This window comes from Knoellia subterranea KCTC 19937, from assembly GCF_000768685.1.
Lineage (GTDB): Bacteria > Actinomycetota > Actinomycetes > Actinomycetales > Dermatophilaceae > Knoellia > Knoellia subterranea.
On record NZ_AVPK01000005.1, the window covers coordinates 219,380 to 241,790 of the forward strand.

Here is a 22,411-nt window from a genome sequence, read left to right on the forward strand (position 1 = left end):
AGCGAGCGTTACACGGGTTAGGCGCCGCGTCGTCAGGCGTTGAGTCAACGGCGTCAGTCCTCGACGAGGCGCACGGCGCCGCCTTCGAGGCTGATCGTGTCGTTCTCGCGCATCCGCCGAAGAACCCAGTCCAAGCGACTGGTGATGTCCTGACCGCGGCGGTTCCATCCGAAGACTCGAGCGGTTGCGGTCATCAGGTCTTCGTAACTGACGGTTCCGGCGTCCTTGAGCAGGTTCGTTACGGCAATGCGTATCTCGATGTCGGGTACCTGGCCCGCGGTCCGAAGACCCGCCCCGTCGTCGGTGGGTACACGCACAGTCGCGTCGCTTCGTCCCGGGATGTCGAGGAACTCATCGTTGAAGGTGACGTTGGCCTGTCGGATGGCAGCGTTGATGTTCTCTCGGATGCGTTGCCCAATTCGGCCGATGTACCAAGCGTCTCTGAGTCGCTGGTGGACTACGTCGATGTGCACGGGGCCTTCTTCGCGGGCGAGGACCTCGATGCCTTCGACCATGTCGAATCGTGCACCGGGATCGGACGGGTCTGCCCATCGCGGCAGCCGCGGGACTGCAGCTTCGACGTAGGGCGTGACCCATGCCGGGGGTGCGGTTCGGTCGACCTCGGCGAAGGCGACTTCCGCGCGTTCGAAGTGGTCCACGACGCCGGAGAGGCGCCCGGTGACAGGGGCATTGATCGCCAGCTCGATCGCGGCCTGCAGGCGAATGGTCTCGGTGGGGCGGTCGCGATACCAGGCGGTTCCCCAGATGCGGTGCAGTCGCCAGCCGAGGCCTTCGAGGACTTGCTGTCGGAGGCGGTCGCGATCTCGGGCGGCGGGCGAGGAGTGGTACATGTACCCGTCGCATTCGATCCCGATGGCGTACACGCCGGGGTGAGCGGGATGGCGTACGCCGATGTCGATGCGGTACCCGGCAGCGCCGACCTGGGGCTCGACGGTGAAGCCCATAGCGCGGATAGCACCTAGGACCGAGTCCTCGAATGGGCTGTCGGTGTCCAGACCGGATGGGCCTAGGTCGAGGGCGAGGGCGCTCATGCCCCTCTCAGCGAAGTCGAGGTAGCCGGTGAGGTGGCGCACGCTCTCGTTGGTGCTGTCGGGGATGTCCCCGGCGCGGATTGAGGTGACGATCTCTACGCGCTGGCGGGCGCGGGTGATGGCGACGTTGAGGCGCTTCCACCCCTTGCTCTTGTTGAGGGCGCCGAAGTTGCTGGTGACCTTGCCGTGTTCGTCGGGCCCGTACCCGATGGAGAAGATCATCACGTCACGTTCATCGCCCTGGACCGACTCCAGGCTCTTGATGAAGAAGCCGTGGAGGCGGTCACCGTCGAGGTGGTCCGCAAGGTCGGGGCGTTCGTCCATAACCCGGTCCAGGGCGGACTGGATGGCGTCGGCCTGCGCGACGGAGAAGGTGACGACGCCCAGTGACGTGTCCGGCCGGGTGTCGAAGTGGTGGAGGATCCGGCGCGCGACGTGCTCCGCCTCCATCGGGTTGTCGCGGCTGGTTCCTCGCCGATACTCGCCGTGCACATGGAACAGTTCGACACCGACGTCCGGTCCCTCGCTGTGCGATCCAGGGAAGGTGACGAGTTTGCCCTCGTAGAAGTTCTGGTTCGAGAAGGCGATGAGCGACTCATGCCGGGAGCGGTAGTGCCAACGCAAGCCCAGATTGCGGAAGGCTCCCGAGGCCTTGGACAGCTCGAGGATGGATTGAAAGTCCGTGACGTCGGTGTCTATCTCTGCTTCGTCGTCGGTCATTCGGTCGAAAAACGAAGTGGGCGGCAACTGCTTGTCGTCGCCCGCAGTGATCAACGCTCGTCCCCTATAGACGCAATTCACGGCATCGCCCGGGGTCACCTGGGAGGCTTCGTCGAAGATCACCACGTCGAACTTCATATCCGGAGGCAGATACTGCGACACCGCGAGCGGGGACATCATGAAGCACGGCTTGATGGCCAGCGTTGTGGTGCGGGTCCTGCTGATGAGGTCCCGCACTGGCAGGTGGCGGGTCTTCTTGGCGCCTTCACGGCGTATCAGCGCAGGTTCGCCGACGTCCGTGGAGGCTGGTCGGCGGGAGTTGACCGCGCGGATGATGTCGCCGGTGGCTGCCGGGATGAGTTGCCGGTCGAGAGCTCGGAATTGTTCGATGAGGGCGCTGCGGTCTTCTGCGCGCACTGGCTGCAGGTCGGTGTCGGCGGCCATGATGGCGTCGGCCCAGGAACGCAGCACCGCTCGTTGGATGACCCGACCGACGTCCTCGACCGGGACATGAGTGTCCGTGCAGAATCGAACAACGTCGATCAGGCCGTGGCTGGCGAGGTCCTCGGTTGCCCGGGTGTAAGCGATCCACTCCTCTTGGCCGGTGCTGTCCGAGCGGAAGTCGGCGAGCAGGCTCGCGGCGGAATCGGGGTCGTCGAGTTCTCGGGCGAGTTCGGTGTGCCGGTCCGCGTGGAACGCTGCGGTGATGGCTGCGGCGGCCGACTCCCAGTTTTGCAGCGCGGTCGGGAGGTGGTCGGTGAGCCTAGCCAGTTCCAAGGCTTTCACCTGTTCCGCGTTCAAAGGTGTGTCCACGCCGTGGCGGGCGATTCGCACGCCTTGCGCCCAGGCGAGAGCGGTAGCTAGGCCCGTCGTGTCTGTGCTGGTGCCGCGGTACTGGGCTTGGCCCAGGACCGCCTCGAACCGTGGCGCGTCTCCGTCCAGTGCGGCGTGCGCGTCGACAGCGCCTTGCCTGGCGGCAAGCAGCGTGGTGGCCTCGGAGAGGGTAATCACGCGGGCGGTGGCCTCGCTGACGGCTTGGGCGATCGTGGCGGTCTGACGCAGCGGTGTCAGGTGCGTCCGCAGCCAGGTGATCGCGTCTTCGAGCGACCCCAAGAGCAGGTCCGGTCTGGCGGTTCTGGCGGGGGCGGGCGCCAGGGATATGCGCCACCTAAAGAGGTCGGCTCGGGTCTGGTCGATGAGCGCCTTGAGCGCGGGCTCCGGGGTGGACGTGACGTGGTCGGTGAGTGAAGGCAGGAGCGTTTCGGGGGTGCGGCGCAGGACGTCATCGGCGACGGCGAGGGCTTGGTCGATGGCGTCGAAATCGGTGTCGCGGCCGTTCCAATACCGGCCGAGGATGGCACCCATTGACGTGTCCGCGATGTCGTATGCGGCTTGGGACTCGGACCAGGCGACAGCCAACCCGAGGTCATGGATGGCCTCTTCGAGGCTGACCATCTCGGTGGTGAACGCTGCGACGGCCTTCTTGTCGCGTCGGTAGTCGCCGAAGAGCTTTCGCAGGCCCTTGTGGACGTTGGTGAACCGCTCGTGCAGGTCACTTAGGGGCTGGGCGAGGGCAGCGTCGGTGTAGAGGCGGCGCGCAGCGGTTTCAGCGCTGGCGAGGTCGGTGACGCGCCGATGCAGGATCTGTGCTGCGCCGCGGGCCTGGTCGAGTCCAGCGGGAGTGAGCCATGCCCTTTCGGGGCGGTGCGGCACGAACGCGGCGTCGGCGAGGTCGAGCAGGGTGTCGATGTCCTGGATCGTGCTGACCGCCGGCAGACGCAGAGCAGTGGCCAAACCAAGGGCGGCGTTCAGGCGTTGTTCCAGGAGTGTCGCATCCCGCTCGAAGCGGTCGGCGATCTCGCGGGCGTCCGCAGCGCTCAGGTCGTCCAGCGAGAGCGGGGCCGGGCTCAAACCGGTCAGCGTCGGTCGCGCCGGGAGGGTGGCCGGGTCGGGAAGATCGGTCCACGTCACACCCGCGACCTTGGCTACATGATCATGCGCGGCTCGGATCGTGTCCAGATGTGCCTGCACTGCGTCGGCCGTCTGCTGAACGGAGGAGAAGTCGCCTGTGGTCAGCCAGTCGTTGTGGACGCCCGGCGGGCGGGTCCCGATCAGGGCCAGCAGACGCACTAGAACGTGCAGGTCGTTCAGGGACGTCAGCGCGAAAGCGTCCATGACATTGGCGTTATGCGCCGTTGTGCCTGAAAGTTCAGCCAGTCCGTTCTCGGCCGAGTACAGGCGCGCGTCCATCGGGCTGCGGTCGATGACCTGCCGCCATAGGTAACTCGTTCCTTGTGTGGCGGGTCGCCACGCCCGCTGGAGCCGGGAAGCGGCGTCGGCGATCTCGGCCAACGACTCTTGGCTCAGCTCCGCGCCCGGGGCTGCAGGGGTGGGTGCGGCTGGCAAGTGGTCGTACTGGGAGATCATGCCGAGCACATGGTGCAGCGACTGCTCCAAGGGACTGCGTACACGGTTCATCGCTGCTGCGTAAGCGTTGAGGGACTCACGCCTTTCTGCAGCCTGCCGGCGATCCATGACGGCCATCCCGGGTGGGGCCACCGCGATCGTGTCGAGCGCAGTGGCCAACTGGGCAGCGACCTCCTTGCGACTGGCCTTGTGACTGTGGAGTTCGAGCAGGTAGTTCTCCAGCCCGACGTGCGCGAGGCGGTTGCGGACGACCTCCAGGGCGGCAGCCTTTTCCGACACGAAGAGCACCGTCTTCCCAGCGTGGAGGAGGGCGCCGATCATGTTGGCGATCGTCTGGGACTTACCTGTTCCCGGAGGGCCGTCCATGACGAAACTGCGTCCGGCAACTGCCGCGGCCACGCACGCGCGCTGCGACGAGTCCGCATCGAGGACGAGCGGGGTGTTCTCCGGGGGCGCGTCACGGTCGATGTTCTCGGGTTGGATCTCGTCGAACAGCAGCGAGCCGTCCTGGCTCGTCGGATCCTGGTTCGCGAGTGCGTTCACCAGAGGATGCGCGGTGATGGTGGCCTCGTTGGCGACGAGGTCGCGGTACATAGCCTCCTTCATGAAGGAGAACGCGGACAGCACCGCATCATCCGACACGGTCCAACCACGTTTGGCGGCGACCGCTGTCTGGACGCGAGCCAGGACTGCTTCGACGCTCAGGTCAGTCAGGTCGTCAACCGTCGGCAGCGTCACGCCCAACTCCACCAGCCTCAACGCAAGCGCGGGGTTGATCGTGGGGTCGTCATCGGTGTTCACCCTGAGATGCGGTGAGTTCTTCCGCCCCATGGAGATGAACTGAACGGGCACCAACAGCAGGGGGCTCATGTATTGGGTGTCGTCGACGTCCTTCCAGTGCAGCATTCCCAAGGCGACGTACATCACCGAGAGGCCGCGGTCCAAGAATTCCTGGTTGGCACGACGGGCGAGGTTGCGCAGCGCTGATCCCAGCTCTTTGTTGGGCTTTCGGCAGTGCAGTCGCGCCCGTGCGCCCGCCTGCGTGCTTTGCGTGGCGTCGTCTTCATAACTGATCGGGTCGTCGGGGTCGGGTTCTCCCTCGAACTGCCACTCAACCCCACGACGCAACCCGTCGTAGATGTCATGTAACCCGGGGGCTGTGAGTGACACGGTTCCGGTCTTGGAATGCTTGAAGTTCAAGGCTCGATTTGTACCGGTGAGGTTGACCAGCCCATCTCGCCACACTCGAAGTGCCTCGGTCACGTCCGCCGTTGGCCGCGCTGCGTGAGCCTGATCCCCGCCCATCGTCCACCACTCTCATCAACAGCTTGGCATCTGGATATTCGCCTCCAAATGCCTCGTTACGTATCGGCGAGATTACCGATCGCAGGGGATCTGCGGGTGCGGTTGTCAGGAGTGCACTCTTACCGGGAGAAACCGTCTACAGATGTCATCGTCCCAAGGTTTTCGTGCCGGTGGTGAGGACGACGTCGGGATCGGCCATTGACCTACGGCGCTGGCTTCACCGATTGAACTCCATGTACTTGCAATGACTCACGCTCTTTGGTGCGCCAACTTGCGTTAGGGCTTGATCTGGATCGTCTTGTACCGGGAGAAGCGCAACTCGTATCCGAACTCCGTGCCTTCCGCTGTGAGTGCCCGGCCACCGGTCTTCGACGCGTCCCACACCCAGGGCATTACGAAGCGAGTCGGGTCGTCGACGGCGACCGCGTTAATGGCGGATCGTGCGGCTTCTTTCAGCGATGTCAGATCCTCGGGACTTGCGGCGCCCACGCCTCGCTGACGACCGTCTGATGCCGTAGCTCGCGCCAGGGCAAGGAGGTCGTCAGTGGGTTCCTGCTGCTGCGAACGCGACGTTTCGGGAGTGACTTCGTCGGCCTCGCCTGCCGGGTCAACCGGAACCTCCCCGACTAGGGCGAGCCGTTGCTCCATGGGCCGCAGCCTCGCCAGGTTGGAGACCACATTCGCCACGGCCTGCACGTACGAGCCGACTTCGGGCCGAGACTCCGATCCCCATACGGTCTCAACCAACGGCAGAACGTCGGACCAGACGAGGTGGCTGTAGCGCTGGCCGGCGACGAGTTCAGGCGCGGGCTTCGTCAGTGGACCCGTGATGTAGGTCAGGTCGATGGCCCGGTGGGGGTGCGCCGCCGCAGCGAGTCGCGAGTAGTACGGCAACTGGGCCGGGCGATGGCTCCCCGCCTCGGTCTTGAGTTCGATGACCCACACGCGCTGCGGCCAGAGAACCGCCCAGTCTGGCCAACCGTTCTCCGCTGTGCTTTCGACCTTCGGCAGCAGGTACTCGTCGACAAACGAGTCTGGTTCGAGTTCACTTCCGGCGGTGTCGCCGTGGGCCAGAGTGTCGAGCAACTTCAGGAACTGCATCCCTTCGGGGCTCGGCACGCGGGGCGAGTTCCACGGAGGCGCCTCACCACCGAGCACGAGCGTCGTCAAGGCGCGCTGGAGGAACTCCTCACGTCCCAACTTCAGGCGACGCCACCACGACTCCGGACTTTCCCACATGTCCGAAGGCTAGGACGCCGCACCGACATTCACCCGGGAAACCCGAGGCGGGGGTCATCTGGTCCGGAACCAGCCGGTCGATACGAGATTCGCCCTCGGCCGGTCGCGTGGCGCGGTATCAAGGAGCATGCGGTTCACCCTCGACGGAGAGTCCTTCGAACTCACCCGTGAACAGGTCCATTTGCGGCTACAGGGCCACGCGCCGGAGCCGATCCAGCAGTACTGGGTCGAGGTTGAAGGGACACGGTGGCCGCCGAAGCAGGTCATCTCGTTGGCGACGGGCGTCGCGGACAGACAGCGCTTCCAGTCCCAGTCGGCGCGACTCTGGCTCCAGAGATTGGGCTTCACCGTCGGCGGCGGGAATGGCTCACAGGAAGCATCACGACCCTTGGTGCGCCGGCAATCTGCAGAGCGCGTTGCCCAGAAGGTCGTCGACGTGCCGACCTCGCACGTAGACAGGCCCACCGACGTCGTCTTGATCGGCTGCGTCAAAAGCAAGCTCGATCAGGGCGCCGCGGCCAAGGATCTATACATCTCCGACTACTTCCTGAAGATGCGGGCCTACGCCGAAGCCAGCCATCGTCCGTGGTTCATTCTCTCGGCTGAGCACGGGCTCCTCGCGCCAAATCAGTGGGTCGAACCCTACGAGCGCTACCTTCCGGACACCTCGCGCGAGTACCGAATTGCGTGGGCCGAGAACGTTGTTCGTGATCTCGAGGCTTCTGAGGGGCCGCTTGCCGACGTCGTCATCGAAGTCCACGCAGGAGCGGCATACGTCGAGTCGATCACTGCGCCCTTGTCTCGCCGAGGTGCAGTGATCATCGATCCCCTGCAAGGGCTCCAGTTCGGCAAACGGCTGTCGTGGTACAGCCAACGAGCAACCGGACGCGGTATTCAAGCGGAACCCGATGCCGACATGCTGCGAGATGTGGCGAGGGCGAGGCCCCTCAGGGAGATCCTCGACGGCAAAGGGGCAGGCATCCGTGCGCCCGGAATGTACTCCTGGTACGTCGACGCTGAAGGAGCGACCGACCTGAGCCATGGCCTGGGGCAGCACGTCGAGCCGGGCCTCATCTATGCCGGCCTCGCGGGCGCTACTCGCCGCAGCGGTGCACCTTCGTCCAACACCCTCTGGGGCCGCATCGCGACGATGCACCTCGGCAAGAAGCAACAGTTTTCGACGCTACGCCGGAGTTTGGGGTCGATCCTCGCCCACGCGGACGGCGTGGCAGCAATCGACGAGATCCGGCTGACCGCTTGGATGCTGGACCACCTCCGCGTGATCACCGTGCCGACAGCGGACGCGGACACGCTCGACGAGCTGGAAACCGTAATCCTCAGTGAGCTCGACCCGCCGCTCAACCTCGCCAAGGTGCCACGGACTCCCCTTCGAGTTCGTCTCTCCGAACTCCGGAAGCAATACGGATGAGGTATGCCGGCCGCTGGCCGACGCTTTTCTCTGGCGGTGGCCGGTGGCACCCTGCCGCAGTGGAGTTGATTGCGATCCCCATCGAGGGTCAGTCAGGCGGCGTGAGGTCGATCCTGTAGGAGTCGCGGTGGAGGTCTGCTCCCGATGCCGCGCGCTGACGTAGGAGGGCCAGCATGTCCTCTTGCCGTGGCTGGCCGAAGGTGAGCCGGTACATCGCGACGTCTCGCTTGGTCTGTTCATAGCGGGGTCCGTCCGAGCTGAGAGCAAAGGGTGCGACGTGGCGTTCGATTCGAGCCGGGCCGGGGTAGACCCAGTTCGGGGCGAAGTCGCCGTACTTCTCAGTGAGGTCGGTGGCCAACGCGAAGGCGGTCTCCCACGGGTCACGCCCCGGGGCGCTCCGCACCGCATCCGCGTGCTTGTGGGCGACATTCCGGCGAATCGCATGACCGCGGTACCGGTCGACCCGGCCCTCGCGCTGTTCGAAGTCGACCGGGTTGGGCGGTACGTTCCAGTGGAAGACCGCGTGTGACCACCAGTGGAAGTCGATGCCTTCCTGACCCACCGATGTGGAGGCGAGCACGAAGGGCCAGAAAGGTCCGTTGAAGGCTCTCCGCACCTCGGGTTGGCGGTTGTCCTCGCTTTCGTTCTTGCGCCCGCCGTAGCGCAGCGCGAACTTGGGCGTGAAGGTCAGCGGCGACGCGATCTCGTCCGGGTTGAGAGCCTGGTACGTGCTGGCGCGCAGGCTGATCGAGTCTGCGACGACGCGAGCCAAATCGCCCAGGATTGCGTCGGTCAGTGTCCCGGCGAATTGATCCTTCCGCAGGTGGTGGACGTACTCGTCCATGGTTGCCTGCAAGTTGCCCCACGCGCAGTACTGGAGCACGCGCTGCCAATAGTCCTGCCCGTCGTCGGTCACCTTCTCAATCAACTTGGTGACATCGGGACGGTTGAACAGGGAACGTAGCCCGTTCGCGATCACCGCGGCCGCTTCGAAGTGTGCTCTGTGATCCACGGCGTCTTCGTCCGTCAGGACGCGAGCCAAGGCCCGGTGGGCAATGTTTGCCGGTGAGTGTAGGGCCAGACGGGCGAGCGACTCCACGTGTTCGGTTGTGACGCGCCGGGCGCCCGATTGCAGCTCCGCCCGGGCCGCCTCGATGTGGATCCAGAGGCCGGTGTCATGCTGCGCCTCATCGTCATCGGACTCTTGCCCTTCGGTGGACCGTCCCGCCAGGGCCTCGGCATAGCCACGCAGTCGAGCCTCCTCTGGGTGCGCCACAGGCCACACGGCGACGTGGGAGAAGGCGACCTGCCACAGGCGGTCTCTTCCGTCAATGTCGTGCACCTTGGTGTCCGATCTCGCGGCGGCGCTGTCCAGCACTGTCGAGATTTTGGTCGCGGCGGCGGACAGTGCCTCGTCCAACGTGAGCACTCGCCCACCTTGTGCCGAAACGAGCCTGAGGGGGTCAGCCGCCTCGGCCAACCCGGGCATCGGCCACGAGAGAAGCAGTGTGGTCATGGAGGCCGGAGCACCCTCTCGAGCCGTGTAGCTCAGCGGGCGTGCTTGCCGCTTGCGACTCTCGGTGGTGTACGCGTCATAACCCGAGCCCTCCACCGCACGGCGCTCTGCCTCGTAGCTAAGGATTGACGCCACAGCCGTCGGTGTCGCCGTCCAGGACGAGAACACGAGCAACTTTGTCATGCCCTCCGCGTCAACGAACGGGCCGCCTGCTTCGAAGTAGGGCAAGGAAGGCGGTACCCAGAGCAGTTTCCACCAGCCCTTGTCGACCGTATTCGCCATGAGGTCGCGCATCTTGGCATTCCCGCCGTCAACGCTGTCGAACGATTCGAGCGCAGAACGCCGGAGCCGTTGGGTCCTGCCCAGCGCAGGGACGGACCCACCCTCAGCAGCGGCCGCCTTGATCCGTTCGCCGAGTTTGTAGGTGTCGCAGAAGTTCACGAAATAGGGCGCTGACTTCCAGTACTCCGGTGTGACGAGGCCCGAGTCGCGCGGCTCCTTGACCGCATTCGCGACCTCCCCCAGCGCAGCGAAGCCCATCAGATCCGCCGCCGTGACTCCGCTGGCTGGACGCAGGACCTCCGTGCGGTGCAGGACCTCGTCCACCTGAGGCCGCTCGGCCCTGCTCATCACCTTGAGCAGTTCGGATCCGATGTCGCCTGCCAGCTTCGCGACGTCCTGTCCGTGCGTCACTGCCGAGCGATACCGGCCAAGCTGCTCTTTCAAGGAGTCGGCACCGAAGTCGCCGTGTCCCTCCCCGAGGAAGGCAACGGTACTGAGAAAGTCTGACGCGTGGTCCTCGCCTGATTCCTCGGCAAAGGTGAAGGCCTTGTAGGGCGTGGCCGAGAGCAGCAGCACCTTCGCATGCTTGTAATTGAAAAGATCGTGCGCCAGTTCCCCTGCCTCCGACTCCAGATTCAGGAGGTGCCTGAAACGTTGGAACTCGTCCAGGATCACCAAGTCGGGCTCGAGGCTCTCCACACTCGCCCGGGCCAACGCTCGTCGAAATGACCGCACGAGGTCCGAGCGTTCGTCCAGCCACGCGCCTGGCACAGACGACTTGCGCCCAACGGCCATGAGGAGCTCCTGGAGCCGTGCATCCATTGATGGGGATCCGAGGGCGAGCTCGTGATTGAAGCGATCCACGATGACGGGATCCAACGGCTCCTGCCGGAAGATCTTCTCCAGCCAGCTTGTCCAGCTCTCGAAGGTCTCCAACTTCCTCACGCCTCCCTGAAGGATCCTCTTCAGGGCTCGTTTCTGATGGCCGTCGAACTCGTAGATGTCGCAGAGAACGACGTACAACATCGCTCGTTCCTCGACCGTCCCCGTGCTCTGCCCCATGTCGAACGACGTGCCTGGTGTGAACGAGACCAGGTTGACGGGTTTCCCCGAGCGCTGTGTCTTGGCCAGGGCGCCAGTGTGTCGCGCCAGCAGTGTCAGGCGGCTGGAGAAGGCCACGGCCTCATTGCTGGTGACGTTGAGTCGCTTGATGTTCTGCTGGGCAAGGTCGGCGTTCGCGCAGACATAGACGATGTCGATGCGACCGATGTCGTCCTTCGTCTCCAGCATCTCGACCGTCTTGGCAATGACACCTCGGGCGACCATGCTCTTGCCGAGCCCCGTCTCGTCGGCGACGAGGAACCGGCCGGATCCCTCGGGCCGGTGAAGTTGGGTGCACACGTGCTGGACGGTCCGTCGTTGGAAGTCGGTGAGGCCATCCAGGACTCGATCTGCGGAGAAGCCGGTCATGCTCGCGCCTTTCCCAGTTCTGTTCGCGCCTGCGCGACCGCGGACCACAAGTCCTCGAAGCCGTCGGGCAGCAGTTTCCGGCCCTCGTCAGTGGCCATGAGCCGGCGGACAAGCCCATCGAGGTCGTCGAGAGCCGACGCGTTCGAGGACAGGGCACGCAGCACCAGCTCGAGGATCCCGGGCCCTTGACCTGCCCGCCCCACGGGACCACTCTCACCATCACCCGCAATCGACTCGAGTGAGGCGAGCCAGTGCGCGTTTCCAAGGCTGAGCAGCAGGTGAAGGAAGCGCAGGAACTTCTCGGGCGTGTCGATCTGACGCGCTAGAACGACGTCGAGTCGATCCTCTGGGTCGTTGTGGAGCTCAGCCACCACCACCGTGCTGACCGACAGACCTGACGGGGCGGTCAGAGACACCCACACAAAGGGTGTGATGTCGGCCTTCTGGACGCCTGTGTACTCCTCCTTCAGCGGTTTGGCTGCGTCGATCTGCCGCCCTGACCCGGGCCGCGTGAGTAGGCCCACGGTGCAGGCCCACTCTTGGGGCGTGGAATACGCGCGATTTGTGGTCACCCTTAAACCGAACGTCGGCGTCCCCTCCGTGGAGGCCCCATCCTTGGCGACGGTGACCTCGTGTTGGACTTCGGCTATGGAGCGCAAGGCGTTCTCCAGCGCCCACCGCTCCTCCTCCTGCGGGTCCGGGCTCCGTCCGCCCGTGACGGCATACGGTCGCGCAAGCCCGGCCAACGAGCCGTCAGGCCCGATGAAGGTGTCGATCCCGAACGCTTTCCGGGGTCCCTGGAACTCGACCATGAACTCGACGTTGGAGCCGAAGGCCGCGTCGGTGGCGTTTGCCGATCCGATGAGGAGCCGGGGTCGCTGCCGGCCATCGGGTTCCACGACGTAGACCTTGGCGTGCAGGCCATTCAGCAGTGACCCACCACCGGCTGGAGGGCCGGACCCCACGTCGCCCTCGGCGGGATTCTCGACCACGTCACCTGAGTCGATTCCCGCCATTTCGTCCAGCACGTATGCCGCGATGTCGCCGGCCGTGCCGACCTCCAGTTCCTCGAGGGCTTCGGGCCTGGAAAGCACCGTGACGTCCGTGCTGCCTTCTGTGGCAGAGCGAAGACCGGCGTCGTTGAGGAAGGGAGAGACCACAAGGTGCCTCTGCCCCTCGAGGTCCAACCCTCGCCCCTCAGCGAGGTAGTGAAATCCCATGAAGGTCGCAGGCTCGGGATACTCCCACATCACGCGACGAGCAGCCTCAGCCAAGTTCAGGACCCGCGCGCGGCGCTCCGGTGCCATGTCACTCACGGTCCGTCCCGGGAGGCTCGCCAAGAGATCACCCAGTGGTGCATTCGCTGGGTCAGGTCGGGCGGTAAGGCCCGCAGAGTCGAGACGGACAACGACGTCCCACGTACGGTCATGGGTCAGGTTCCGAGTGAGCACGAGAAGCCGAAACTCCGAGGACGGCGATCCCGCGCCGTCGGACTCCAGAGGGTCGTAGCGGATGAACCACACCTTTGGATGGAACAGCCCGCCGGGGGGCCGGCGCACGGCATGGACCATCGGTTCGACGAAGGCGAAGAGGTCGGCGGCCTTTGCCGGCAGGGCGATGTTGCCCGCTTGGCAGAAGATGTCGATACGGTTGGCGGCCGAACGTACAGCTTCGAGCTTGCTGATCGGGTCCTCGCCGCTTGCGGCGGATCCTCCAAATGCCGAAAAGGCCAAGGGAGGAATGACGGCTGCGGGGAGGCTCAGGGTGAAGGTCGTGGCGACCGCTGCCCCCAAACCGAAGCCAGCATTGGGGCGCAAGTGGTCCAAAAGGATGGCGCGGCTGTCAGGAGGAAGCATCGCGATCCTTAGCCTCGTTGATGTCGTTGAGGATGCGACGGACCGTCCCCCAGCGATACGTGAACAGGCCGCCACCAGAGTTCCCTGACCAAGCTTCGAGGAGTTTCCTGTTGACGAAGCGGGACTGCTTCCCCTTGCGTCGCTCTCGCTCGAGGACGAACGCTCGTGCGCCTGCATCGTCTGCGACGCGTTGCGCACGCCCAGACCTGACCCAACCGATCCAGGTGTTCACGAAAAGGCGCGTTCGGTGGCTGATGTTGGGGTTCTGCTCGATCACCAACTGCCAGAACTCCGCGGTGTCCCAAGCCGTCAAGTCCGCAGACAGGGGGGCGATCTCCTCGTCCGCCCACGCGGCCAGCGCCTCTCGGTAGTGGGCGACTGGATCTGAGACCGTCGTGAAGCCGGCCTTTTCGTACTCCTCGGCGACGAGGAGGTTGTAGAGCAGGGCGGCACCGTGCATGGAGACGGCGAACAGCCTCGCGTGGTCCAGTTCGGAGAATTGACCGGCTGGGGCTGCGTCCCAAGGTGTCGCAAAAGCGTCCGGCAGGACCTGGCCTTCGCGGACCAGATGTGCCAGGAGCGTTGAGGGGCAACTCATCTCGATGCGCTCGCTCAGCCAGCCAGCCTCTTCAGCGGTGAGCTTGAAGCCGCTCGGGACGGACCCCGGAAAACCCTGCGGAGGTTCGGGTACCCCGGCTGCCCACTCCTGAGGGGATCGCGACGCAAGCTCGGATGGCTCGTCGTCACGGGAGCGAGTCAAACCAAGATGGCCGATATCGGCGACGTTGCCTACGACGCCGTACCGGACCATCCCAGACCAGTAGATCGTCGAGGGCAGAGTCCGCAGAGCTGCGCCTGCTCGCTTGCCGATCAGCCCCGAGTCATCGTCGAGGTTCTCCGTCTTGAGTGCGCTGATGAGCGCGCGCTCCTGCCGTTGCCCCTTCGCCTTGGCCGCCGCTCCCGACAAGCCTTTGGCCGAACCGCGTGTGTAACACCACGGAATGAAGAGGTAGTAGCGGGCACGTGTCTGAACTACGGAGAAGCCAGGGAACAGGGCGTCGCTGAACGCATCCCTGATCTGGCCGAGACCCAACTCGTCTCGCGACTCTGTCTCGCTGAACAGAGCAATGAGGTCCCGGGCAAGGCGTTGTTCCTCGACGGTGTTGTCGAGCCACGCAATAGACGACCCCACCGTGGTTCTCCCTCGTTCTAGTCGATGGCGGCTGAATTGCTCGACGGAGTCGGGTTGACCGACCCGGTCGTGGTGTCAGTCAATACCGATACCGCGTTGGCGATGGCGTCGTCGCCACGCCGACGAAGCGTGGGCTCCAACACGGCAAGGTCTACGCCAACTGCCGCTCCCATGTCATCCAGAGTGACGAGCTCTTCAGGCAGTTCCAGCACCCGGGCGAGCAACTGCGACGGATGCGTAGCAACGGACGGATCGAAGAGCGTGCAGTCGAGGCTGTGCGTGGTTCGGTCGAAGACGAGGCGCAGTTCGTCTCCGTCAGTCGCACCAACGGCTTCGGCATGGGCTCGCAGGCTGCCGATGTTCGGGCCCATGTGGCTCGAGGCCGACCAATTGATGGGGAGATCTCGTACGGTGTTCGACATCACCGCACTCTGACCGGGGGCGACCCCGAGGGCACTGGCCACTTCGACCGGGAACGGACGCCCGCTTCCTCGCAGGATCTCCTTGTCGACGCGGACATGCAGGGCAATGCGTGAAGCCCCGTCCAGGGCGAACAACCCCCTGACTGCGGCGGGCCTGAGGCTGGGTACGTACGGCTCGTCAGGCCTCCGCAGGCGTAGCACGCCGTCTTCGAGCACGAAGATGGGAGCCGCGGAATAGGCGGTCACACTTCCCGGCTTGATCGCATGGCGCTCTGCCAGGTGGTCCGCAAGTTCTCTGAGAACGCAGGGCCCAACCTCCTCGATGCGCGTCACCATCGACGCGACGACACCGCCGTACTCCGGCATCCCCCACGAAGCAAGAGCGAAGTCGTCCTTGGTGACTCGGATGACGCGCGAGTCCTGGAAGAGCCGGTCGCGGAGGCCCTTGATGTTGATGTCCCGCCCAATGTGCCGCGCGATCTGTTCGTGACTCTTGGGTACTCCAGAAACCGTCAGGACGGCGATGGCCTGCTCCACGAGATTGCCGGGCCAGAGGACAAGGGTGTCCTGGAGCCGTCCCAGACCCTTGATCTGGTCAACGGCCCAGGACAGGTGGTGGTCCACAACTCCTCTTGCGAGCAAGTCCAGCCGCAAGGCGTCCTCGTCGACCATGGGCCCGTTGTCGACGAGGGGGACTTCCGACGGCTTGGGCCAGGAGAACCCACGCCGACGAATGAGTCCGCTGTCGCGGTCCCAGTCCATGCCCGCGAGATAGAGAAGCAGTCCGAACTCGTCCGAGTGGCCACCGTCGTCACCGACCAAGGGCACCTCGCTGTCCGGCGCGCAGGCCCCAAGGCCTCGCTCCAACAGGTGGAGTGACCACCGAACGGACCGTCCTTCATCTGAGGCCACCCATTCCGCGAGTCGGGTCTTGAGTTGCGACTCGATCTGACGGATTCGCTCTCGCGTCAGGCTGAACTCTGTTCCGAGTTCATCGAGAGTCGCGCCCTCGAACCTGATCAGTCGCCGCTCGAGCACGCGGGCGTCGCGCGCACTCAGGTCGGCGATCCACTCAAGGATGTCTGGGAGTGGATCGATGTCGACCTTAGGAAGGGGCGACTCCGAAACGGCACTGACCGCTGCCGCCACGTCCGCGGGCGCGTCGCCACCCGCGAGGTGGCGTAGTGCCTCCCCCACGGTGAGAGCGCCCCCAGAGAACCGTGCCCACTCAACCAAGAGGGTGAGGTCATGCACCGCGTCACCCAGCGTCAGGTTCTGAGGGCCGTCTCCAGTTGGAGGTGCCTGCGGTGCATACCCGGCCGCGATCTGGGACTCCGCGTGCCGAGCGACGCGATGGGCAAACACGGCGATGCGCTCGACCTTGCCGACCCCGAATGCTCGCCAGGTCAGGGCATCCGCTGGGCTGAGATCCAGCAGGTCCGCGACCGTTCTGATCCCGCGCCGTTCGAGCCATTGCAGCTCCAAGCGATAGTCCTGTGCTTCCCTCACCGGCCTCAGCTCAAGGCCGAGCAGGTGCCAGGCCTTCACTTGGTGCAACACGGGGTGCCGTGTACCGAACGTCTCGATACTCCGGTCACCAGGCATGTCGCTGGTCAATCCACGTTGCCTTGCTCTGCGTGGGGTGCGGAGGTGGAGACGACAGGCACCAGCGCCGCGTCTCTTTGGAGGTGAGTCGACCAGTCGGTCGGCGGTGGCCCGAAGGCGCGGCGCGCTGACTTCACAACCCCGTAGCCGAATAATGCGTTGCCGCCTGCGCCGATCGCAGCGCCGATCCCGACAGGTGCTTGCTTGCCGATCACGAGGACTCCCTGCCGGGTGCCGTACCTCGTCACGAAGTTGTGCCCGAGGACCTTGTTGACCTGCTTGATGGACGAGGCGGGAATGCTGGCTGTGAGCAGCCGCCCCCAGTGCGCGCCCGTTCTCCCGGCCGCCTTCTCGACGAGTTTGCTGCCCGAGTTGCCCAGGAGCACACCCATGACCAAGGTTCGCCGTCGCTCGAGATCTTGGACCGGCACACCGTGGATCTCCGCAAGCGCCAGTGAGTAGAGGGCAGAGGCCTCGGTGAAGGCCGCCAGATCGAGGACTGCCGCGCCGACCGAGAACCCAGTGGGCGCGAATGCCGATGCTCCGGCAGCGCCACCGGTTGTCGACACGGTAGCGAGGTAGTACTTGTTGAGGCCCTTGACGATCTCAGCGGGGGTTGCGCCGGGGCGACTTCGGCGGACCCTGTTGATATAGGCGTCCACTGCGGGCTGCTGAACCGACACGGCCTTGGTGATGGCGGATTCGAGCATCCGACCGGGGCGCGACGACTCTCCAGCCGCGGCGGGGATGGTCTCTTCGACGGGCTCGACCATCACTTCTCCTGCATGGGGTTCTGGTTCTCGCGGATGGCGAGGGGTGGGAGGGCGTCGACGATCTTCATCGTCTCGAGGCTCACGGTGACGATCCGTGCGAGCAGGTCGATGATGTACCTCGGGTCCGACACCTCACGGCTCCAGTCGTTGGGGTCGTTGACGATCCCGGACGCCTTGTCGGTCTTCACCTGGTAGCGGTCGAGAATCCACTCGACCGCCGAGCGCGACCCGAGCATGTAGCGGTGCGTGTCCTCGGGGATCCCGCTCAGCGTGATCCGGTCGTTGTATATGACCGTCGACTTGTCGGCGACGAGCTTCTTCGTCTCCGGGTCGCGCTTCTTCGCGAACGCCATCTTCTCGACCCTGAAGATCTCGTATGCCGTGTCGTCGTCCGGTGCGTCCACGTCCAGTCCGTCGAGCGGGTAGGGAGTGACGGACTCGTACCCGAGGTGCAGCTTCGACAGCTTGCGGCCGGCGTCGACGAACGGCTGGGCGTCCTCGACGAGCGGGATTCGAGGAAGCATCTTCTTGAGGTCGGCCGCGTAGGTCTCCTGGTATTCCGGCGAGTGCAGCAGCCCATACACGTAGAAGAAGATGTCGTCCTTCGTGAACGCTTCCTGGTATGCCGCTCGGAACCGTCCCAGCGCCTCATCTGTGATGTTGTCGACCCGTCGGTATCCGTCAACGACGTCGCTATCGCCAGCATCGAAGAGCGACCCATCCTGGTCGTCCTTCTCGTACCGCCAGCGAGCAAAGAACTGGCTGTTCTGCCCCGCGCCCATGCGCTGTACATCGGGAATATGGGCGGTCATGAGCAGGGAGAATGGCGCGGAGGCTCCGGCGCCGATGACGCTGAATCCAACATTTTCAGCATGATGAGCGCTCGGGAAATAGCTCGGCACTCTGTACACACTCTCGTTCCATTCCCGGTTGTAGTACAGGACCTCTTTGCAGAATGGGCGGTAAGAGGCGATGGTTATAGAGGCCTCGTCGAATTTTGAGGAGCGTCCCCGTTCAACCTCTCGCCGACGACCCGCATCCCAACTGATTCGACCCGGGTCGCTGTTACCTTTCCGTGTAAAGAATGCCGAGCCAGAACCGTCATAGACGTCAACCAACTCGTTAAAAAATCTGATGGTCGACTGCATCGAGCTGGTGACTTTGGAAGACCCGAAGGAGTACGCCCAAGCGTCCCGACAAGTCATCACTCCCCTTGAGTGGGAACCCACCACGGCCGGTACGTTGTCGTCCTTGCTGCCGAGAGGCATGAAGGAATCGAAGTCGTCACGTCGTTGGTTGAGCCAGTCACCCTGACGGTTAGGGGTCAGCGAGTGGGCCTCAAGTCCACCCACAGACGAGGTGGCCGCGACCTTGGCGAGCTTCTCCTCGCGGGTGAGGTAGTCCCCAATGTCGGCATAGCGGATCGTTGCTGCGCCCGTCTCTGTTTGGTCCTTGACCAGGACGGTGACGGCCACCGTCGCACGTGAGCCCGCATCAAAGACCTTGCCGCCCTCCTTCCGGGACTGCTCGCCGGCGGTGCGCTGGTTGCCACGAAGATTGAAGACGTGGATTGCCGAGAACTCGTCGGCAAGAGTTATCCGCATGCCGTCAGCAGTGTTGGAGTCGAGCCAGCCGCCGTTCGTCACGAAGGCGATGACGCCTCGGTCCTTGATCCGCAGTGATGCCCACTTAATGGCTCGGATGTAGGAGTCGTAGAGCGAGTTCTTGTTGGTTGCCGTCGAGCGAGCCGCGTAGGTGTCGCGGATGGCGGCGTCGAGGGTCTCGTACTTCTCGTTGGCGTTGTTGTCGTTGGCGCTGTCCTGACCAGAGGAATACGGCGGGTTGCCGACGATGACGGTGATGGGGAGCTTGCGTTGGCGATTGATGCGCTCGTTGTTCTCGGGGAAGACGCCCAGGTCGTCCTCGTCGCCGTGCTCGTACGACTGGAAGGTGTCGGTGAGCACCAGCCCGGGGAACGGCTCGTACGCCGCCTCCTCGTCAAGCGAGCCCCGGATGAGGTCTTGATAGGTCGTCTCGATGTTGACGGCGGCGATGTAGTAAGCGAGGAGCAGGATCTCGTTGGCGTGCAGCTCGTTCGCGTACTTGCGAGCGAGGTCGTGCGGCTTGATCAGGCCCGACTGGAGCAGCCGCACCATGAACGTCCCGGTGCCGCTGAAGCCGTCGAGGATGTGCACGCCCTCGTCGGTCAGTCCCTGCCCGAAGTGCTTCTGGAGGACCTCGTCGGCCGAGTTCAGGATGAAGTCGACGATCTCGACCGGGGTGTACACGATGCCGAGCTTGTCCACGGTCCGCTTGAACGCGGTGGCGAAGAACTTGTCATAGAGCTCGACGATGATCCGTTGGCGACCCTCTGCGTTGTCGACACCCTCAACTCGACCACGCACCGAGGAGTAGAACTTCTCGAGCTCGGAGTTCTCGGCGTCGAGGGAGTGCTCGTCGAGAACGGCGAGCATGCGCTCCATCGTCTGTGCCACTGGGTTGTTCGCCGCAAAGTCGTACCCGGCGAACAGAGCCTCGAACACGGGTCGGGTGATGAGGTGCTGGGCGAGCATCTCGACCGCGTCGGTCTGGGTGATGCCGTCGTTGAGGTTCCCCCGCAGGCCGGCGAGGAACGCCTCGAACTCCTTGGCTGGTTTCGACTCGGGGTCCGCGAGGAGACCGGTGATTCGGGCGATGTGCTGCTCGGCGATCTTGGCGACGTCCTTGGCCCAGGTCTCCCAGTAGCGACGCTCGCCAACCTTCTTGACGATGCGCGCGTAGATCGCGTCGCGCCACTCCTCGATCCCGAAGGGGAGCGTGAGCTGCGTGGAGTCATCGCCGGAACCGCCGCCACGAGAGCCGCCGCTCGTGTCGATGATCGTGATCTTCGTGTTCTTCTTCGTGTTGAGGTCGAGCTGGTTGACCATCGCGTTGAAGCGGTCGTCATGGGCGCGCAGCGCCTGGAGCACCTCCCACACGGCTTGGAAGCGCTTGTTGTCGGAGAGCGCTGCCTCGGGAGACATCCCAGCGGGGACGACGACGGGCAGGACGATGTAGCCGAGCTTCTTGCCGGGGGCCTTGCGCATGACCCGGCCCACCGACTGGACGATGTCGACCTGCGAGCCGCGCGGCGTCAGGAACATGACCGCGTCGAGCGCAGGCACGTCCACCCCCTCGCTGAGGCAGCGCACGTTGGTGAGTACGCGGCATACGTTGTCTGTCTCTTCGGCACCGGACTTGAGCCAAGCGAGCTCGTTGCCGCGGTCGACGGCGTTCATCGTCCCGTCGACGTGGCGGATCTGGACCTGCATGCGGTTGCGCTCGCGGACCGCGTCGGTGTCCTCGTCCTCGGCGTAGGTCGAGATGAGCCGGTCGACGATGCTCGGGAATGCCTCGCGCGCCGCCTTGCTCGCCTTGATGTTCGCGGCGAAGGCGACGGCGGTCTTCATCGGCGTGAGGTCGTCGCCGTCGAGGTCGTCGGAGGTGAGGGCGTCGCCGAAGCGCTTGGCCAGACCGTTCCAGCAGCCGATGAGCTTCGCCGCGTCCTCGAGCTTGATCTCGCCGGACTGGGCAAGTTCGCTCTGGAAGGACTCGGCGACGAAGCTCTCGTCAACCTTGAGGACGAGCACCTTGTAGTCGGTGAGCAGGTCGCGCTCCACTGCCTCACCGAAGCCGAGCCGGTGGAGGACGGGACCGTAGAGGCTCTCGTCGTCCATCGAGACGAGGACGGCAGCGGCGTTGTCCGCCTTCTCCTTGACCTTCGGGTCGAAGAGGCGGGGAGTCGCCGTCATGTAGAGCCGCTTGGCGGCCTTGATGTAGCTGTTGTCGTGGACGCGGACGAACTGCGACTCGACGGTGTCGGCGAGGGTGACGCCCGTGGTGCGGTGCGCCTCGTCCGCGATGATGAGGTCGAAGTCCGGAACGCCGTCCTTCTGTGCCTGGGCCACGACGTCGATCGACTGGTAGGTCGAGAAGATGACGGTGAACTTGTCGTGCTCGTGCGCCTCTTTGATCTTCGCGGCGAGCGCCTTGGTGTCCGTCGTCGCCGGAATGATGAGGTCGTGGACCGCGATGTCCTCGGGATCGTCCTTGGGCTTCGGACCGCCCTTGCCGACCTTGACGTCCGAGCAGACCGCGAAGGCACGGAACGGGAGCTCGGTCTCCTGGGCCCACTCGCGGAAGGTCTGATTGACGAGCTGGATGCTCGGGACGAGGAACAGAACGGTGGTCGCCTTGGCCTTGCTGTCGGTTGCGAGTTGCTCGGCGATCTTGAGGCTCGTGAAGGTCTTGCCCGTGCCGCAGGCCATGATCAGCTGACCGCGGTCGTGGGTGGCGAGGCCGTTGATGACGGCGTCCTTGGCCTGCTTCTGGTGGGGGCGGAGCTGGTTCTTGCCCGTCAACGGGAGATAGGTCTGCGGCGCCTGCCAGTCGATCTGGCTCCAGTCGACCTTGCTCTCGAGGAGGTCGTTGATGCCGATCCGGGTCACCGGGACGGTGAGACCGTCGAGCTGCTTCTCGATGTTGGAGCCCCAACCCCTGGCCGTCGAGAGAACGATGCGGCCGGTGAACTTGTCCTTCGCAGTCGCCGCGAGGAAGGAGTCGATGTCCTTCTTTGAAACGTAGGACTGCGGGTCGTAGAACTTGCACTGGACCGCGGTCCAGCCGCCATTGATCTCGTCCTTGGCGACAATGTCGATGCCGTGGTCGTGGGCGTTGCCGCGCTCTGGCCAGTCCTGCCAGAGGTAGACCTCGGAGAACTGCTCCGAGAACTCGGGGGCCGTGCGGAGATAACTCGCCATGAGCCTCTCGAAGGCGCTTCCCTTGCCGGTCTTGTCCTCGCCGAACTCATTCCAGATTTCGTCGAGCTTCCCCAACAGGAAGTCCCTGTCCGTCTCGACCACGGTGTCGATTGCCCCTCGCCTGCTGCTCACGTGCGCACCATACCGAGCGGGAAAAGGTGTCGCCTGCCGAACAGCGAATTGCGGAAAGTTGCGCTGACCTGCGGAGTTCTCGAGACGCGTGTCGGGTGCCAGTCCTATCGTTCGGCTCGTGGGAAATCTTGCGACAGGGGGCGGCAGCAGTGCCGTCGCAGCGTCAGCGCACGCCGGCTGTGAGCGCTTTCG

General features: G+C 64.6%; 8 protein-coding genes and 1 pseudogene. 1 reads left to right on the forward strand and 8 read right to left on the reverse strand.

Annotated elements, in window-relative coordinates:
* Positions 1-53: 53 nt before the first annotated feature.
* Positions 54-5,504: a DUF3320 domain-containing protein gene (locus N803_RS10510; RefSeq protein WP_084764377.1), complete on the reverse strand. Its 5,451-nt coding sequence runs from the start codon at positions 5,502-5,504 to the stop codon at positions 54-56.
* 276 nt (positions 5,505-5,780) lie between these two features.
* Positions 5,781-6,605 carry a hypothetical protein gene (locus N803_RS10515; RefSeq protein ID WP_156969739.1) on the reverse strand — a complete coding sequence of 275 codons (825 nt, stop codon included), beginning with the start codon at positions 6,603-6,605 and terminating at the stop codon, positions 5,781-5,783.
* 265 nt (positions 6,606-6,870) lie between these two features.
* Here N803_RS10515 and N803_RS10520 point away from each other — a divergent pair, with 265 nt between their 5' ends.
* Entirely contained in the window at positions 6,871-8,172 is a 1,302-nt protein-coding gene (locus tag N803_RS10520; RefSeq protein WP_211253496.1) for a DUF6884 domain-containing protein, read from the forward strand.
* An 88-nt stretch (positions 8,173-8,260) separates the two neighbouring features.
* Here the strand turns inward: N803_RS10520 and N803_RS10525 are convergent, their stop codons facing one another.
* The 6 genes and pseudogenes from N803_RS10525 to N803_RS10550 all read right to left on the reverse strand — a co-directional run bounded on the left by N803_RS10525 (position 8,261) and on the right by N803_RS10550 (position 22,219).
* Entirely contained in the window at positions 8,261-11,440 is a 3,180-nt protein-coding gene (locus tag N803_RS10525; protein ID WP_035904917.1) for a DEAD/DEAH box helicase, read from the reverse strand.
* Between the two features lie 1,842 nt (positions 11,441-13,282).
* Positions 13,283-14,488: a DUF6361 family protein gene (locus N803_RS18900; RefSeq protein WP_035904919.1), complete on the reverse strand. Its 1,206-nt coding sequence runs from the start codon at positions 14,486-14,488 to the stop codon at positions 13,283-13,285.
* Between the two features lie 17 nt (positions 14,489-14,505).
* The gene (locus N803_RS18905) at positions 14,506-15,582 is read right to left on the reverse strand and encodes a hypothetical protein (RefSeq protein WP_245617164.1); all 1,077 of its coding nucleotides are present in this window, start codon (positions 15,580-15,582) and stop codon (positions 14,506-14,508) included.
* A 276-nt stretch (positions 15,583-15,858) separates the two neighbouring features.
* A pseudogene (locus tag N803_RS19195) lies at positions 15,859-16,515 on the reverse strand (sigma factor-like helix-turn-helix DNA-binding protein); the annotation flags it as partial.
* A gap of 8 nt (positions 16,516-16,523) precedes the next feature.
* Positions 16,524-17,288: a hypothetical protein gene (locus N803_RS10545; RefSeq protein ID WP_035904921.1), complete on the reverse strand. Its 765-nt coding sequence runs from the start codon at positions 17,286-17,288 to the stop codon at positions 16,524-16,526.
* On the reverse strand, positions 17,288-22,219 hold the full coding sequence (locus tag N803_RS10550) for a DEAD/DEAH box helicase (RefSeq protein WP_245617165.1): 4,932 nt from the start codon (positions 22,217-22,219) through the stop codon (positions 17,288-17,290). The genes N803_RS10545 and N803_RS10550 overlap by 1 nt, the downstream gene beginning before the upstream one ends.
* Positions 22,220-22,411: the final 192 nt, after the last annotated feature.